This is a genomic window from Pseudomonas sp. Xaverov 259 (assembly GCF_019352915.1).
GTDB lineage: Bacteria > Pseudomonadota > Gammaproteobacteria > Pseudomonadales > Pseudomonadaceae > Aquipseudomonas.
In genome coordinates this window covers 63,065-79,419 of the sequence record NZ_JAAAFV010000010.1, presented here as the reverse complement: position 1 = coordinate 79,419, position 16,355 = coordinate 63,065, and the positions used below count along the sequence as shown (strand labels likewise).

Sequence of the window (16,355 nt, the reverse complement as noted above, 5' to 3'; positions counted from 1 at the left end):
TCCGTGGGCCGCCGCGCTGGGCCATCCTTGGCCCAGCGCGGCTAACCCGGCGTCCTGCCGGGTTACCCACGGCTTCAAACCTGCGTTCGGCCAGCGTGGTTTAACAGGGCGACTCAGATCAAAATCAAAAGCCAGATCAACCGCCAAATCAAAAGCGAATCTGCCCTCCTGTGGGAGCTGGCTTGCCTGCGATAGCGATAGGTCAGCCACTGCATGCCTATCTGACTCACCCCACTCGCTGCTGCACACCTCAACCTCGCCACCCGCCGAACAAGGTGCCACCCCATGCATCAACTAATCCTCGGCGGTGCCCGCTCCGGCAAAAGCCGCCTGGCCGAAAAACTCGCCAGCGACAGCACCTTGCCCGTCATCTACATCGCCACCAGCCAGCCGTTGGATGGCGAGATGAGCGCACGTGTCGCGCATCACCGTGAGCGTCGTCCGGATCACTGGGGGCTGATTGAAGAACCTATCGAACTGGCCCGCGTACTGCGCGAAAACGCCGCTGCCGGGCGTTGCCTGCTGGTGGACTGCCTGACCCTGTGGCTCACCAACCTGCTGATGCTTGAAGACCCGGCGCGCCTGGCGCTGGAGCGCGATCAATTGCTGCACACCCTGGCTGCACTGCCGGGTGAAATCATTTTTGTCAGCAACGAGACCGGAATGGGTGTCGTGCCGCTGGGCGAATTGACTCGCCGCTATGTGGATGAAGCCGGTTGGCTGCATCAAGCCTTGGCCGAGCGGTGTCAGCGTGTTGTCCTGACGGTTGCCGGCCTGCCCCTGACTTTGAAAGGTACTGCGTTATGACTGACACCTGGTGGCTCAACCCCTGCAAGGCCGTCGACACGGCGGCCCACGAACAAGCGCTGGCACGCCAACAACAGTTGACCAAACCGGCCGGCTCGCTCGGCCAGTTGGAAGCGGTGGCGGTGCAACTGGCCGGCCTGCAAGGCCAGGTCAAACCGTTGGTGGACCAAGTGTGGATCGCCATTTTTGCCGGTGACCATGGCGTCGTCGCAGAAGGCGTGTCGGCCTTTCCCCAGGAGGTGACCGGGCAAATGCTGCACAACTTCGTTACCGGCGGCGCCGCCATCAGTGTGTTGGCGCGCCAGCTGGATGCGCAGCTGGAAGTGGTCGATCTCGGCACGGTGACGCCGTCCCTGAACCTGCCCGGTGTGCGTCACTTGAACATCGGCGCGGGCACGGCCAATTTCGTTAACGGCCCGGCCATGACTGAAGCTCAAGGCCGCCTGGCGCTGCAAGCCGGTCGCGATAGCGCACGTCGTGCATTGGAAAACGGCGCCCAGCTGTTTATCGGCGGTGAGATGGGCATCGGCAATACCACCGCCGCCAGCGCCTTGGCGTGCGCGTTGCTCGATTGCAAGGTCAGCGACCTCACCGGCCCGGGCACCGGCTTGAACGCCCAAGGCGTCAGCCACAAAGTGGCCGTTATCGAGCGCGCACTGGCGCTGCATGCCGGGCAGCGCAATGACGCACTGCACACCCTGTTCAACCTCGGCGGGTTTGAAATTGCCGCGCTGGTCGGTGCCTACCTGGCCTGCGCGCAAGCAGGCATCGTCGTACTGGTGGACGGGTTTATCTGCACCGTCGCCGCACTGGTCGCCACGCGCCTGAACCCGGCCTGCCGCGAATGGCTGGTGTTCGGCCACGGTGGCGCCGAGCCGGGCCATCGTCACGTCCTGCAACACCTCAACGCCGAACCCTTGCTGCAACTCGGCCTGCGCCTGGGCGAGGGCAGTGGTGCAGCGCTGGCGGTGCCGTTGCTGCGCCTGGCGTGTGTGCTGCACGGGCAAATGGCGACATTCGCCGAAGCGGCCGTGGCAGACCGCCCGGCATGACCTTGCACCTGGACTTGTTACGCCACGGCGAAACCGAGCTGGGAGGCGGTCTGCGCGGCAGCCTCGACGACGCGCTCACCGACAAGGGCTGGGCGCAGATGCGCGCCGCCGTGGCAGGGCAGGGGCCTTGGGACCGTGTTATCAGTTCGCCGTTGCAGCGTTGCGCGCTATTCGCCCAAGAGCTGGGCGCACGCCTTGATGTGCCGGTGAGCCTGGAAAAAGATCTGCAGGAATTGCACTTCGGCGCCTGGGAAGGGCATAGCGCAGCAGCGCTGATGGAAACCGACGCTGAAGGGCTCGGCCTGTTCTGGGCTGACCCCTACAGCTTCACACCACCTGAGGGTGAGCCTGTCAGTGACTTTTCGCGCCGTGTCCTGGGCGCCGTCTCACGTTTGCATCAGGCCTATGCCGGTGAGCGCGTGTTGCTGATCAGCCACGGTGGCGTGATGCGTCTGCTTTTGGCGCAGGCGCGTGGTTTGCCGCGCGAGCAGTTGTTGAATGTCGAGGTCGGACACGGCGGACTGTTCAGTCTGCAAGTCTTGGCCGATGGCGTTTTGAAAGAAGGAACCTGACGATGCTGCCGTTCTGGATTGCCCTGCAATTTCTCAGCAGCCTGCCGATTCGTTTGCCGGGCATGCCGCAGCCTCAGGAACTGGGGCGTTCGCTGCTGTTTTATCCCGTGGTCGGGCTGTTGTTCGGCGTGCTGTTATGGGCGCTGAACAGCGTATTGATGGGCGCGCCGTTGTTGCTGCATGCCGCCTTATTACTGACGGCGTGGGTGTTGCTGAGCGGTGGCTTGCACCTGGACGGCCTGGCGGACAGCGCCGATGCCTGGCTCGGCGGTTTCGGCGACCGTGAGCGCACCCTGACCATCATGAAAGACCCGCGTAGCGGGCCGATTGCGGTGGTCACCCTGGGCTTGGTGCTGTTGCTCAAGTTCACCGCGCTGGTGGCGTTGATCGAGCAACACAATGGTGCGGCATTGATCCTGGCGCCGCTGATCGGGCGGGCGTCGATGCTGGCGCTGTTCCTTACCACACGCTATGTGCGTGCAGGTGGTTTGGGCCAGGCGTTGTCAGACCATTTACCGCGCGTTGTCGGCCAACAGGTGCTTATCCTCAGTGGCCTGGCCTGCATCCTGATCGGCGGTTTCAGTGGCGGTATTGCGGTTTTGCTGGCGGCGCTGTGTTTTATCGGCTTGCGCCAATTGATGGTCAACCGGCTCGGTGGCACGACGGGCGACACTGCTGGCGCGCTCCTGGAGCTGCTGGAAGTCGCGGTGTTGGTCGGTTTGGCGCTGTAACACTTTCTTGCATTTCCTTAATCGCGGGTATATACACGTTCCATGCTTGCCTCCCAATGTTTATGCACCAACCTGCGACGTGCCGCCCGTGGCGTCAGCAGGCATTACGACGGCGCTCTCGACGGCTTCGGGATCAACGTCGCCCAGTATTCTCTGCTGTGCAACTTGCAGCGTCTCGACCAACCGAGCATTTCCAGCCTGGCCGAAGCCATGGGCCTGGATCGCAGCACCTTGGGCCGCAACTTGCGCGTGCTGGAGGGCGAAGGCCTGGTACAACTGGTCGAAGGCGATGACCTGCGCAATCGCCTGGTGTTGTTGACGCCAGCCGGCGAAGAGCGGCTGGCTGCGGCGTTGCCGGCGTGGGAAGCGGCGCAGCAAAAATTGATTGATCAGTTAGGCGCCGAAAAGCGCGAAACCTTGTTGGCCTTGCTGGATGAACTCGCCTGAGCGCGGGTTTGTTCGATTACAAGCGGGTATATACCCGCGAGCGGAGAATAAGAACATGACCTCGATGTGGCGCACCAGTGGTTGGATCCTTGTGGGGAGTGCGCTGATCCTGGCGTTGTCCTTGGGCGTGCGGCACGGCTTTGGCCTGTTCCTGGCGCCGATGAGCAACGAATTTGGCTGGGGCCGCGAGACGTTTGCCTTCGCCATCGCGCTGCAGAACCTGATCTGGGGCCTGGCGCAGCCGTTTACCGGCGCCCTGGCCGATCGTTTTGGCGCGACCAAAGCGGTGTTTGTCGGCGGCGTGCTGTACGCCGTAGGCCTGGTGTTGATGGGCATGTCCGATTCGGCGTGGTCATTGTCGCTGAGTGCGGGCTTGCTGATTGGCATCGGCCTGTCGGGCACCTCGTTTTCGGTGATTCTCGGCGTGGTGGGCCGCGCCGTAGCGCCGGAAAAACGCAGCATGGCCATGGGTATCGCCAGCGCCGCAGGCTCTTTCGGCCAGTTCGCCATGGTGCCAGGCACTTTGGGTTTGATCGGCTGGCTGGGCTGGTCGGCCGCTTTGCTGGCATTGGGCCTGATGGTGGCGTTGATTTTGCCGCTGGTGGCGATGCTCAAGGACAAGCCGCTGCCGGTGGTGACTGGCCAGCAAACCTTGCGCGAAGCCTTGAAGGAAGCCTGTTCCCATTCCGGCTTCTGGTTGCTGGCATTCGGCTTTTTTGTGTGCGGTTTCCAGGTGGTGTTTATCGGTGTGCACCTGCCGGCGTATCTGGTCGACCAGCACTTGCCCGCCACGGTGGGCACTACAGTGCTGGCCTTGATCGGTCTGTTTAATGTATTCGGCACCTACACCGCCGGCTGGCTTGGCGGGCGCATGTCCAAGCCTCGGCTGCTCACCGGCCTGTACCTGCTGCGTGCGGTGGTCATCGTGTCGTTCCTGTGGGCGCCGGTCACCGAAGTCACGGCCTACCTGTTTGGCATGGCCATGGGCTTTTTGTGGCTGTCCACGGTGCCGCTGACCAATGGCACCGTCGCCACCTTGTTTGGTGTGCGTAACCTCTCGATGCTCGGTGGGATCGTGTTCCTGTTCCACCAACTCGGTTCGTTTCTCGGCGGCTGGTTGGGCGGGGTGGTCTATGATCGAACCGGCAACTACGATTTGATCTGGCAGGTGGCAATTCTGCTCAGCCTGCTCGCCGCCGCGTTGAACTGGCCGGTGCGCGAGCGGCCGGTGGCGCGCCTGCAGGCGCAAATGGAGGCGGCATGAGTGTGACGGCACGGTGTTTGACGGTGGCGGCGTTGGTCGTGCTGATGCTGCTGGCTTGGTGGGGCTGGCAGCGCGGTGGGCTGGCATTGATGCAACTGGGTATGTCGATCTGTTAAGTTCGTGGTCTGGAAATGTTAAGGACTTATGACATGCAGATGCGCTGGCTTGCAATACCCGTCCTGATGGCCATTGGCAGTGTTGCCATGGCCGCCAATTGCCCGCCGTTGCTTGAGGGCCAATTGCCCAAGCTGCGCGCCAAGGAATCGATCGATCTGTGCCAGCGCTTCGCCGGCAAACCCCTGGTGATCGTCAACACCGCCAGTTTTTGTGGGTTCGCGCCGCAGTTCAAAGGCCTCGAAGCCTTGTACCAGCGTTACAAGGGCCAGGGCCTGGAAGTGATTGGCGTACCGTCCGATGACTTCAAGCAGGAAGCCAAGACCGGCGAAGAGACCGCCAAGGTCTGTTACGTGAATTACGGCGTGACCTTCACCATGACCGAGCCGCAAAAAGTCAAAGGACCGGACGCGGTGCACCTGTTCAAGGTCCTGGCGCAGCAGACCAGCGCGCCAAAGTGGAATTTCTACAAGTACGTGGTCGATCGCCAGGGCAAAGTCATTGCCAACTTCTCCAGTTTGACCAAGCCGGACAGCCCGGACCTGATCAAGGCAGTGGAAGCGGCATTGGCTTCCAAACCCTGATCGTCGGCGATTAAAAAGCCCCGCCTCCTGTGCAGGAGAGCGGGGCTTTTTTAGATTCAGCTGGCGAGCCGGTCAGGCTCGCAGTGAATCAGAACTTGTAAGTCGCACCCAGGCCGTAACCCCAAGCGCTGTTTTTGTACTCGGCGTTGTAGGCGTTGCCCTTGCCGGTACGGTTGACGTTGACTTCTTCTTCCCACAGGTAGGAGACGGCAGCGTCGATCGTCCAGTCTTCGGTAGGGCTGAAGCCGGCACCAAAGCTGACGGCCTTACGGTCGCCAGTCGGGATACGCACCGAACGGTCGGTGTTGTTGGTAGGCGATTGGTCAACCGAGAAACCGGTACGCAGAACCCACTGTTTGTTGACCTGGAACGAAGCACCGATGGCCGAGGCCCAGGTGTCATGCCAGTTCTGTGGCTCGTTGATGCGACCGATTGGGCCAGCCGCGCCACCCAGTGCAGGCGAAACGCCCGAGTTGTTGACGGTGATTTCTTTCAGGCGGCTCCAACGGGTCCATGTAGTACCCGCATACAACGTCCATTGGTCATCCAGCTTGTGGGTGATGGACATGTCGTAGGATTCTGGCGTGGTGATATTCAACTTGGCGTCAAAACGCCCGCCGTTGAACGGACCAAAACCCGGGCCGGAAATATCGGTGTGACCCGAGAGGTTGTAGGAAACCTTGGAGGTGTACGTCAGGCCGATGTTGGTGCTCGCCCATGGCGTTACCAGGATACCGACTTTGTAGCCCCACGCGGTGTCATCGCCCTTGATGTCCACCAGGCCATCATTACGGCCGAAGGTTTGCGCCAGCGGCGTCGACGAGGTCAGGTTACCGCTGATCTTGTTGAACGTCGGGCCGAAACCCACGGACACGTATTCGTTGAAGGCGTAGCTGACAGTCGGCTGGAGGGTGACGACTTTAACGTCACTCTTCTTGCCGTAGTAACGGCCGCCAAAGCTGTCTTCGTAGTTGGTGATCAGGCCGAACGGCGCATACACGCCCAGGCCGAACGCCAGGTCATCGGTGGCTTTTTTCACGGCAAACAACATCGGGACTTTGGTAAAAGGAACCATATCGCCGTCGTTGCTGCTGCCGGGTGGGCCACCGCTGGTGTTTTTGATATCGGTCTTGGCATCGATAGCTGCGACGCCGGCAGTGATTTGATCGCGCTTTAGGCGCGACATGCCAGCAGGGTTGCCAGCGACAGTACTTGCATCATCGGCAGATGAAGAGCGCCCCGCAAAACCCGTACCCATCCCACTGATGCTTTGCTCGTTGAGGGCAAAGCCGCTCGCAAACAGTTGGGTGGAGGCCATTGCAACGGCGAGGCTAAGTGTGGTCTTGAGCATTACTTTTTTCATTATTAGAACTCCGTGGTGATCACCGCTGCGGAAAGTAACAATAAATTTAGGTTAGCGCTATAGGCTGTAATGCAGGAGATAGAGCGGTTTTGTAGGACAATCCGACCAAAATCAGCGTTTTTTGCCGAATCTTGCAAAACGCCTGATCAACAAGTGACCTGATTCAACGGTGAAACACAGGTTTGCCAGGCTTGGGTGAAATCCCGCAGTCGGCCTTGAGGGTGAAAAATTTCTTTCCAGATACGCGCCATCGCCAGTACATCGCCCGGCGCCGGCAGGGCAGGGCGGTGTTGCTCCACCAGCAGCCAGGCAATGGCGGTGGCATATCGCAGGTTAACGGTCAGCTCAAGCTGCGGCGCACTGAGGAATGCATGCTGGCTGGCCAGGCCGCGTACCAGGCTGGCGCGCTCGGGGTCGCGCGCCAGGTAGTGGTCCCAAAGGGCGCGGTGGCGTGGTTCGGTGATGCTGTACAGGCCGTGGCCACGCCGGTCGTGCAGCGCCGAGCCGAGTTCCGACTGGCTGGCGGCAATGCCCAGCAGCAGGGCTTCGGCTGTCGCGTCATGGCGGCCGAGGTAGATCAACGTCGGCCGGATCACATAACGACACAATTCGCTGGCGGCGATACCCATACAAGCCTCGTTCCATGAAAGTGGTCGACGGTGCCTGAGAGGGGGCTTGGCAGCTGTGAATCGGATCTCAGGCCCGTCGCAAGCGGATCATGCCGCTTGAGTTGAAGTGTAGTGTCATATTCACGATGTAAAGGACTGTTTTTAAAACATCTTCTTCATTTAGTTATAACGTTTATATCTATTTGAACTTAGCCAAAATGTTTCAATGACGAATTTCAGGCAATAAAAAACCCTGCTTTTTAAACAGGGTTTTTGTGTTTCAGCGACTCGGGTCGATCAGGCAGTCAGTGCCTGACGGGTACGCTCGATCACGGCCTGCAGCGGTTCTGCGCTGGAGTATTGATCGGGGTACAGGCGTTCGCTGTGACGAGCGATGCCGTGTTCGTTGACCAGGGTGAAGCTGAAGCAGCCTTTGCGAGCGGCCATGATCAGGCAGTTCATTGGTGCAAAAGCGTTGGTGAGGGTGCGAATGGCATCCTGAGTGTGGATTTGAGCGTTCATATTATTGGTGTTCCTACAAATGACACGGATAAGAACCGTGCAGCGTTAAAACGTTCCAGTAACGTTGATCACCATTGATCAAACGAAGAACCCGACTGGAACAAAGCAGCCAGTTTGAAGCGCTATTAAGTTGGCGCGCTTGGGCTGGCAGGTAGGTACTTAGGAGGGCAGGCAACACAACAGGGGCAAAGGTTCTGGGCCCAGGGTGAAGATCCTGATCAATTTGCAGGTTGGTTCGGTCAGAGTATTGAGACTTCGCGACACCCTTTGCATGTTCAAAGGCATTGTCGTCGCAAGTGATACCTGGAAACCATCGAGGTGGTCGGTCCCGTGTTGTTCAGGGGAGTTGTTCGACCAGAATTGACTTTCAGCTTGGTACTAACGCCGCGGATAGTAACGGATCGAAACCGGGAAGGGAAGCGGCTGAGCAAAAAACTTTTATCAACCGCCCAGCAGGCCACGATAGACCAGCACCGTAATGGCCGCCGCCAGTGAGCAACCCAGCCCGTAGGCGGCGAGGGTCAGGCGCCAGGAACGGCCGGTCTCGATCACCTTCATCACGTCGCGCATGTCATTGATCCGGCCGTCTCCCAGCTCGATGCACAGGCTGACGGCAGTAAAGGCCGCCGATAGCAGGATGGCGATGGCGAACAACGCCCCGTCAGGCGAGGGCAGCGCTGCATTGATGCCCAGTGAGGTCGCGCAGATGGCGAGCAGCAACACGGCAAACAACAGGATTCCTTTCATCAGCGCCTACAGGAGGGTCAAGTCGATGGGGCATGAGTGTGGCGAGCCGAGGCGGATTTGAAAAGTACTCTGTTCCTGCAGGCCGGTAACATTTTCGAACAGGTTGAAGCAAAAAACCTCGGTGATATAACCAGCGGATGGGTACTTGTGCACATTAGTTGCGCGGTGTGTAACCCCTCTGTCAACTGCCCGCAAGCGTCGTCGTTAGCCTGTATCGAAAATTTAAGTCAATGAAAAACATCACTTTTTTTTATTGGTGAAAAAATCGTCAGTTTGACTGCGGCCCCCGTTTCATGGGCCTTTGCGCGAGTTCAAGGCAGGTTGTCCACTGAGTTATCCACAGCTTCTGTGGATTGTCCCGAGCGCTTGCTCTAGAACGGGCGTGTAGGATTTTTCCAGCTTTACCTGCGCGAAAAAAAGAGTAGAGTGGCGCGCCTTCCAATCTGTCCCACAGTGCTTTATGAAGTTTCGCTCAGTATCACCCTCTGTTACCGACACCCCTCAAACTGTTACCGCACCCAAGCGCTTTTCCTTGAAAGTTGCCTTGTGGTTGCTCGACAGCCCGCGACTGGGGCACAACGTCAACGTCAAGCACTTCGCCGGGCGCCTGCTCAAGCAGCCAGCCCGCGATGGCGTAGTCGCCGCCCAAAGCCGTCTGGGCCAGTTGATGTGCCGCGAGTGCGGCAATGCCCGCGACCGCCGCATCGGCCACGACCTGCTGCGCCTGGCGGCCCGCGCCGGCGACCGCCGCGCCCTGCGCGAGTTGGGGCAGGTCGAAGACTGAGCTGTCCTCAAGCCTCGTGCTTGGTTAACCTTGCTCTTTTTCGGTGATGGCAGAAATGGCTATGGTTTTTGACTGGACCAGTATTGCCTTGGGTCTGGCAGGTGCAGCAGTGCCTTTATTGGCCCTGTGCTGGCAGATCCAACGACGACTGACCGCGCGCATGACCGGCTGGGAACTGCTAGAAGAGCGCTTGGCTACCGCGCAACTGGCCCAAGAGGGGCTGGCCGCGCAACTCGACGCCAGTCGCGATGAAATCAGCGACCTAAGCCAGGCCAACGCCGCCAAACAGGCTGACCTGGCCGCCATGCGCCGCGAAGTCGAACTGCTGCAAATCGACCGCGATAATGCCCGCGACGCCGCCCACGCCTGGAACCTCGACCGCAGCGCCAAGGAAACCGAGCTGCGCCGCCTCGATGCGCTGTCAGCCGCCTTGCGCGCCGAACTGCGTGAGCAACAGGACAGCCATCAACAGCGCCTCACCGACCTGCAAGGTTCGCGCGATGAGCTGCGCGCGCAGTTTGCCGAGCTCGCCGGAAAGATCTTCGATGAGCGCGAGCAGCGTTTCGCCGAAACCAGCCAGGAACGCCTGGGCCAGTTGCTTGACCCGCTGAAGGAGCGCATCCAGTCCTTCGAAAAGCGTGTGGAAGAAAGCTATCAGAACGAAGCCCGCGAGCGTTTTTCCCTGGCCAAAGAGCTTGAGCGTCTACAGCAATTGAACCTGCGCCTGTCGGACGAAGCCACCAACCTGACCCGTGCTCTCAAGGGCCAGAAAACCCAGGGCAACTGGGGTGAACTGATTCTTGAGCGGGTGCTGGAACATGCCGGGCTGGAGAAGGGCCGCGAGTACCAGACCCAGGTGAGCCTCAAAGGGCCGGACGGCGAGCGCTTCCAGCCGGACGTGCTGATCATGTTGCCGGGCGACAAGCAGGTGGTAGTCGACTCCAAGGTCAGCCTCACGGCGTATCAGCAATATGTGGCGGCAGATGATGAGGTGATTGGCCAGGCGGCCCTCAAGCAGCATGTACTGTCCCTGCGTAACCACGTCAAAGGCTTGGCCGGCAAGGATTACAAGCGCCTGGAAGGCCTGCACAGCCTGGATTTCGTGTTGCTGTTCGTGCCCATAGAGGCGGCTTTTTCCGCGGCTTTGCAGGCTGAGCCGAACCTGTTCCAGGAGGCGTTCGATCGCCATATCGTGATTGTCAGCCCCACCACCTTGCTCGCCACCCTGCGGGTAATCGACAGCCTATGGAAGCAAGAGCGTCAGAGCCAGAACGCCCGGGAAATTGCCGAACGGGCCGGCTGGCTCTACGACAAATTCGTGCTGTTTATCCAGGACCTGGATGAAGTGGGCAACCGTCTGCAACAGTTGGATAAGGCTTACAGCGCGGCGCGTAACAAGCTCACAGATGGGCGTGGGAATCTGGTCAGCCGTACCGAGCAATTGCGTTTGCTGGGGGCGCGTGCGAGCAAAAGCCTGCCAGCGGATTTACTCGAACGCGCAATGACCGATTCAGACGGCGTGGCGCATCTGCCCGATTAAATGCGATCCGACCGAGCACACTTTGGTTAAAGCGGCAAATGCCGACTCAGCAACGCCCGCAACGCCGCCGGTTTCACCGGCTTGGCCAGGTAATCCAACCCCGCTGCATGCACCTCGGCGACCATCTCCGGTCGTCCATCGGCACTGATCACCACCCCGGGAATCGGCTCCGCCAATTGCGCCCGCAGCCAGCCCATCAGCTCCGTGCCAGTCTCGCCGTGGTCCAGGTGGTAATCCACCAACGCCAATTGCGGTCGCACACCTTCAGCCAGCAGTGCCGCGCATTGCGCCTGGTCGGTGGCGGTCCACACCTCGCAGCCCCAGCGCGTCAGCAGGCTGCGCATGCCGATCAGGATGCTTTCCTCGTTATCCACGCACAGCACCTGCGCGCCGCTTAATGGCTGCCCATTGTCTGGTGCGATCTTGACCTGCGGGCTGGCCTGGTTGCGCGCCAGCGGCACGCGCACGCTGAACACGCTGCCTTGGCCCGGCCACGAGCGCACGCTCAACGTATGCCCGAGCACGCGGCACAGGCCGTCAGCGATGGCCAGGCCCAGGCCCAGGCCTTTCTCGGCGCGAGTCTGGTGGCTGTCCAGGCGCTTGAACTCTTCGAAGATGACCTTCTGTTTATCCAGCGGAATGCCAGGGCCACGGTCCCACACTTCCAGGCACAGTTCGCCTTTGCGCCTGCGCACGCCCAGTAGAACGGGGCCGTCGGCATAGCGGAACGCATTGGTGAGAAAGTTCTGCAGAATCCGCCTGAGTAGTTTGATGTCGCTGTCCACCCGCAACCGGCTGCCGCGCAGGCGAAAACGCAGGCCCTGCTCCTGAGCCAGCGCCTTGAATTCGGCGCCGAGGGTGTCGAACAGCTCGTTAAGCACAAAGGGCTGGCGCTGCGGGTTGATCTTGCCGTTTTCCAGGCGTGAGATATCCAGCAAATCACTGATCAAGTCTTCGGCCGAACGCAGCGAGCTGTCCAAATGCTGCACCAATTGCCGGGCGTCGGCAGACAGGCCGTCGTGCTGGTGGGAGAGGGCGGCGGAGAACAGGCGAGCGGCATTCAAGGGTTGCATCAGGTCGTGGCTGACAGCCGCAAGGAAGCGGGTCTTCGACTGGCTGGCGGACTCGGCCACGCCCTTGGCGTCGGTCAATGCGACATTGAGCTGGGACAGCTCATGGGTGCGCTCGGTCACCCGTTGCTCAAGGCCTTCGTTGGCCTCGGTCAGCGCCTGCTCGGCCTCCCGGAACGCAGTGATGTCGGTAAAGCTCATGACAAAGCCACCGCCGGGCATCGGGTTGCCGATCAGCTCAATCACGCGGCCATTCGGGAATAACCGTTCAGAGGTGTGCGCGCGACCCTGGCGCATCCAGTGCAGGCGGCGCGCTACGTGCACTTGGGCCTCACCCGGCCCACACAGGCCGCGCTCGGCGTTGTAGCGAATGATGTCGGCAATCGGTCGGCCCACGCTGATCAGGCCTTCGGGGTAATTGAACAGTTCCAGATAGCGGCGGTTCCAGGCCACCAGCTTGAGGGACTGGTCGACCACACTGATGCCCTGGGTGATGTTTTCGATCGCGCCTTGCAGCAACGCGCGGTTGAACTGCAACACCTCGGAGGCTTCGTCGGCGATGCGCACTACGTCTTCCAACTGCATCTCCCGACCTTCAATCGCAGCTTTTACCACTGCGCGTGTCGAGGAGGCGCCGAGCACACCGGCCAGCAGGCGTTCGGTGTGGGCGATCCAGTCGTTATCGGCGTTCTGGTTCGGGTTGAAGCCTTTGCCTTGGCGATAGGCGAAACGGATAAAGCTCTGCTGGGCGCGTTCCTCGCCGACAAACCGTGCCGCGAGGCTGAGCAGGTCACTGATCTGCACCGACAGCATCGAGCGGGCATTGGCGCGCTGGCTGATTTCCTGGCCGATAAAGCGCCCAGCCTGCCAATGCTCGGACACCCGCGTGCGCGACAGCATAGACACCCACACGAACAACGTGAAGTTACCCGCCAGGGAAAACACAGTGCCCAAGGTCAACGAGGTGACGGTGAAACCAAAGGGGTGCGAATGCATCCACGTCAGGCCGGGGAAAAGGCTCAACGACCAGCCCAGGCTTTTCGCCGTTACTGGTAGGACCAAGGTGTAGAACCACAGGAAAGTGCCCGCCGCCAAGCCGGCAAACACGCCGCGTCGGTTGGCCTGCTTCCAATACAGCGCGCCAAGCATCGCGGGTGCCAGTTGGGTAACGGCGGCGAACGCGATCTGGCCTATGGTCGCCAGGCTGGCGCTGGAGCCGAGCAGGCGGTAACTCACATAGGCCAGCAACAGGATGATCACAATGCTGACGCGGCGCACCGACAGCATCCAGTGGCGGAATACTTCGAACGGCCGCTCGGCGCTGGAACGGCGCAGCAGCCACGGCAGCAGCATGTCGTTGGAGACCATGGTCGACAAGGCGATGCTCGCCACAATCACCATGCCGGTCGCCGCCGATGCGCCGCCGATAAACGCCAGCACGGCGAGCGCCGGGTGCGCTTCGGCCATGGGCAGGCTGATCACGTAGGAGTCCGGCAATACCGAGGCGGGCAAGAGCATTTTGCCGCCGAGGGCGATAGGGATGACGAACAGTGCGGCGAGGATCAGGTACGCCGGGAACACCCACTTGGCCAGGCGCAAGTCCTGCGGGTCGATATTCTCCACCACGGTGACGTGAAACTGCCGCGGCAGGCAGATGATAGCCATCATCGCTACGCCGGTCTGCACCACCATCGATGGCCAGTTGATGGTTTCTGTCCAGTATTCCTCCAGGCGCGGGGCGAGCATGGCCTGGCTGAACAGATCGCCAAAACCGTCGTACAGGCCGAAGGTCACGAATGCACCGACCGCCAGAAAGGCGAACAGCTTGACCAGCGATTCAAACGCAATCGCCAGCACCATGCCACGGTGGTGTTCGGTGGCGTCGAGGTTGCGGGTACCGAACACAATGGTGAACAGCGCCAATACCAGCGACACGATCAACGCGGTGTCCTGGGCGCGGGTGCCGGTAGTGTCGGGGCCGGAGCCGATCAACAGGTTCACGCCCAGCACGATGCCTTTGAGTTGCAGGGCGATATAGGGCAGCACGCCGACCAGGCAGATCAGCGCCACCACCACGGCCAGGGATTGGGATTTGCCGTAGCGTGCGGCGATAAAGTCGGCAATGGAGGTGATGTTTTCCTGCTTGCTGATCAGAATCATCTTCTGCAGCACCCAAGGTGCCAGCACCAGCAGCAGGACAGGTCCCAGGTAGATCGGTAAAAACGCCCACAGCTGCTCGGCGGCCTGGCCTACGGCGCCGAAGAAGGTCCAACTGGTGCAGTAAACGGCGAGCGACAGGCTGTATACCCAGGCACGCATTCGCGGCGGCAGCGGCGCGTGGCGGCGATCACCGTAAAAGGCGATGGCAAACATAATGGCCATATAGGCCAGGGCAACGGCGGCGATCAGCCCGCTGGACAGCGTCATGGTAACTCCGAGCATAAGAACGCCCGGGCATTCCGAGCCCGGTGGGACAGTCTCGCATGATGCTGGGGGTTAGTCAGTGTCGACCAAGGTCGTGTGAGGGGGGGCGGCGGTGGAGCGGGGTGTATATCCGTTGCTGCGGTAACGGCGGCTTAGGGTTCCGCCCTGACGGCGGGTCACTTTTGCAAGGACCGGAATGCCGGCCCAGTCAAAATTCGTCATCGAAAAGGATGCAAGGGCCAGAGCAACAGCAACAGCCGACCTCACCATCAAGGTTGGATGCGGTTACCTGTGGGAGCGGGCTTGCTCGCGAATGCGGTGGGTCAGTCAATTCATCTGTAACTGACCCACCGCATTCGCGAGCAAGCCCGCTCCCACAATTAGACCCCGTTGAGTCAGGTAGACAGGCTTTTGATTTGCACTTGATCTGGCTCTTGCTTCAACCACTCAGGTCGGCTTTCAGGCCGCCGTGCTGTAGATTATGATCTTGATCTGCTTTTGATCTGAGGCGCCCCGTTACCCAAATAACGGATACAAAAGCCACCCTCCACCACGAAAAAACACGCTCACCGCGACGGCAAGGTCTTCTGGCGCAAGATGTAAACGGTCACCAACACCGCACTGGTCAGCATAAACCCACGTGCCCAAGGCAGCGGCACCAGGTAGCAGGAAAACCCAATGCTCAGCCACATCAGGCCTATGGCATACACCTTGCCCTTGAGCGGAATACCATTGCCATCCAGATAGTCACGAATCCACGGCCCCAGGCGCGGATGTTCCACCAGCCATTGGTAGAAACGCGGGGAGCTTCGAGCGAAGCAGGCGGCGGCTAGCAGCAGGAAGGGGGTGGTTGGCAATACCGGCAGGAAAATACCAATCACGCCCAGCGCTACGCTCAGCCAGCCGATGGCCAGCAGCACGTAGCGCAGGAGCAGTGAGCGGTTGCCCATGGGCGTCATGGGCAAACGACTCAGTGGTGACGAGGCTTGAGGATCGCCGGTTTTTCGTCAGGCGCGTTGCACAGCAGGTACAAGGCGGTGAGGGCTTCCGGGATCTGTACGATCATGTCGTCCATCAGGTTGGCATCGGCGGCGATGTCGGAGAATTCCGGCTGGTCATCGAACAGGCCCGAACCGACCATGATCGGCAGCAGCATTTCGCTGACTTCTTCCTCGGCAGTTTCGAACCAGGCGGCTTCGCGCAGGAACACACCTTCCATGAAGCCGATGCACCAGCCGCGCAAGTCGGAGTCATCCGGCTCCTCGCCCAGGTCCAGCTCGCATGGCAGCTCGAATTCCTCATCGGAAGCCAGTTGGCGACCAATGTGGGCCTTGAGGGCCAGCAGGGTCGACTCGATTTCTTCGCGTTGGGCGGCGTCGGCGTAGTGCGGTTCTTCGGCGAACAGCGCGTCGATCCATTCACGGTCGGGCACGACGTCGGCGCAGATCGACAGGGCGGTCAGGTAGCCGTGAGCGGCCACGTAGTCCAGCGCCTCGTCATGCAGCTCATCGGCGTCGAGGAAGGCTTGCAGGCGGGTTAGTTGCTCAGCGAAGGACATTGAAGGGCTACCTTGGGAATAAACGATGCTGAATTCTAGGCTTTCTTGAGCGCCCAGGCCAGCTGCAAGGCATATTTGCCGGGTTTTAGAGCGTGATGACTATTCGTCAGTGACGCCCTTTGCCGGGTAACGCTCGGGTATACTGCCGCGTTTTGTGATGCCCCTGCA

Annotated in this window: 16 protein-coding genes; 9 read left to right on the top strand and 7 right to left on the bottom strand. The window is 60.5% G+C overall.

Going from position 1 to position 16,355, the window contains the following annotated elements:
* Positions 1–285: 285 nt before the first annotated feature.
* The 7 genes from cobU (at position 286) to K0H48_RS01915 (ending at position 5,571) form a co-directional block, all read left to right on the top strand.
* A complete protein-coding gene (cobU, locus tag K0H48_RS01945; protein ID WP_056861454.1) occupies positions 286–807 on the top strand; it encodes a bifunctional adenosylcobinamide kinase/adenosylcobinamide-phosphate guanylyltransferase in 522 nt (173 codons plus the stop codon).
* Positions 804–1,859 carry a nicotinate-nucleotide--dimethylbenzimidazole phosphoribosyltransferase gene (gene cobT, locus K0H48_RS01940; protein ID WP_219266189.1) on the top strand — a complete coding sequence of 352 codons (1,056 nt, stop codon included), beginning with the start codon at positions 804–806 and terminating at the stop codon, positions 1,857–1,859. The genes cobU and cobT overlap by 4 nt, the downstream gene beginning before the upstream one ends.
* Positions 1,856–2,431 carry an alpha-ribazole phosphatase family protein gene (cobC, locus tag K0H48_RS01935; RefSeq protein WP_219266188.1) on the top strand — a complete coding sequence of 192 codons (576 nt, stop codon included), beginning with the start codon at positions 1,856–1,858 and terminating at the stop codon, positions 2,429–2,431. The genes cobT and cobC overlap by 4 nt, the downstream gene beginning before the upstream one ends.
* Before the next feature lie 2 nt (positions 2,432–2,433).
* Positions 2,434–3,162: an adenosylcobinamide-GDP ribazoletransferase gene (locus K0H48_RS01930; RefSeq protein WP_219266187.1), complete on the top strand. Its 729-nt coding sequence runs from the start codon at positions 2,434–2,436 to the stop codon at positions 3,160–3,162.
* Positions 3,163–3,204: 42 nt separating this feature from the next.
* A complete protein-coding gene (locus K0H48_RS01925) occupies positions 3,205–3,609 on the top strand; it encodes a MarR family winged helix-turn-helix transcriptional regulator (protein ID WP_138814459.1) in 405 nt (134 codons plus the stop codon).
* A 64-nt stretch (positions 3,610–3,673) separates the two neighbouring features.
* Complete coding sequence (locus K0H48_RS01920) at positions 3,674–4,873, top strand: MFS transporter (protein ID WP_219266193.1); 1,200 nt, start codon at positions 3,674–3,676, stop codon at positions 4,871–4,873.
* A gap of 149 nt (positions 4,874–5,022) precedes the next feature.
* Positions 5,023–5,571 carry a glutathione peroxidase gene (locus K0H48_RS01915; protein WP_219266186.1) on the top strand — a complete coding sequence of 183 codons (549 nt, stop codon included), beginning with the start codon at positions 5,023–5,025 and terminating at the stop codon, positions 5,569–5,571.
* An 88-nt stretch (positions 5,572–5,659) separates the two neighbouring features.
* Here the strand turns inward: K0H48_RS01915 and K0H48_RS01910 are convergent, their stop codons facing one another.
* The 4 genes from K0H48_RS01910 to K0H48_RS01895 form a co-directional block, all read right to left on the bottom strand.
* The gene (locus K0H48_RS01910; RefSeq protein WP_138814461.1) at positions 5,660–6,934 is read right to left on the bottom strand and encodes an OmpP1/FadL family transporter; all 1,275 of its coding nucleotides are present in this window, start codon (positions 6,932–6,934) and stop codon (positions 5,660–5,662) included.
* Between the two features lie 146 nt (positions 6,935–7,080).
* Positions 7,081–7,563, bottom strand: coding sequence for a hypothetical protein (locus K0H48_RS01905; RefSeq protein ID WP_219266185.1), 483 nt, complete (start codon positions 7,561–7,563; stop codon positions 7,081–7,083).
* A 276-nt stretch (positions 7,564–7,839) separates the two neighbouring features.
* Complete coding sequence (locus K0H48_RS01900) at positions 7,840–8,064, bottom strand: hypothetical protein (protein WP_005790139.1); 225 nt, start codon at positions 8,062–8,064, stop codon at positions 7,840–7,842.
* A gap of 441 nt (positions 8,065–8,505) precedes the next feature.
* Positions 8,506–8,811, bottom strand: a complete 306-nt coding sequence (locus K0H48_RS01895; protein ID WP_219266184.1) for a hypothetical protein — start codon at positions 8,809–8,811, stop codon at positions 8,506–8,508.
* 460 nt (positions 8,812–9,271) lie between these two features.
* On the opposite strand from K0H48_RS01895, the gene K0H48_RS01890 reads away from it, so the two are divergent.
* Both K0H48_RS01890 and rmuC read left to right on the top strand, forming a co-directional pair.
* Positions 9,272–9,595 carry a sel1 repeat family protein gene (locus K0H48_RS01890; RefSeq protein ID WP_200431869.1) on the top strand — a complete coding sequence of 108 codons (324 nt, stop codon included), beginning with the start codon at positions 9,272–9,274 and terminating at the stop codon, positions 9,593–9,595.
* Between the two features lie 175 nt (positions 9,596–9,770).
* Positions 9,771–11,135 (top strand): DNA recombination protein RmuC, encoded by a 1,365-nt coding sequence (gene rmuC / locus K0H48_RS01885; RefSeq protein WP_219266192.1) that lies wholly within the window; start codon positions 9,771–9,773, stop codon positions 11,133–11,135.
* A gap of 26 nt (positions 11,136–11,161) precedes the next feature.
* On the opposite strand, the gene K0H48_RS01880 is transcribed toward rmuC, so the two are convergent.
* The 3 genes from K0H48_RS01880 to K0H48_RS01870 all read right to left on the bottom strand — a co-directional run bounded on the left by K0H48_RS01880 (position 11,162) and on the right by K0H48_RS01870 (position 16,187).
* The gene (locus K0H48_RS01880; RefSeq protein ID WP_219266183.1) at positions 11,162–14,632 is read right to left on the bottom strand and encodes a PAS domain-containing hybrid sensor histidine kinase/response regulator; all 3,471 of its coding nucleotides are present in this window, start codon (positions 14,630–14,632) and stop codon (positions 11,162–11,164) included.
* A 563-nt stretch (positions 14,633–15,195) separates the two neighbouring features.
* A complete protein-coding gene (locus tag K0H48_RS01875) occupies positions 15,196–15,588 on the bottom strand; it encodes a YbaN family protein (protein WP_219266182.1) in 393 nt (130 codons plus the stop codon).
* Between the two features lie 11 nt (positions 15,589–15,599).
* Positions 15,600–16,187: a YecA family protein gene (locus K0H48_RS01870; protein WP_017134909.1), complete on the bottom strand. Its 588-nt coding sequence runs from the start codon at positions 16,185–16,187 to the stop codon at positions 15,600–15,602.
* Positions 16,188–16,355: the final 168 nt, after the last annotated feature.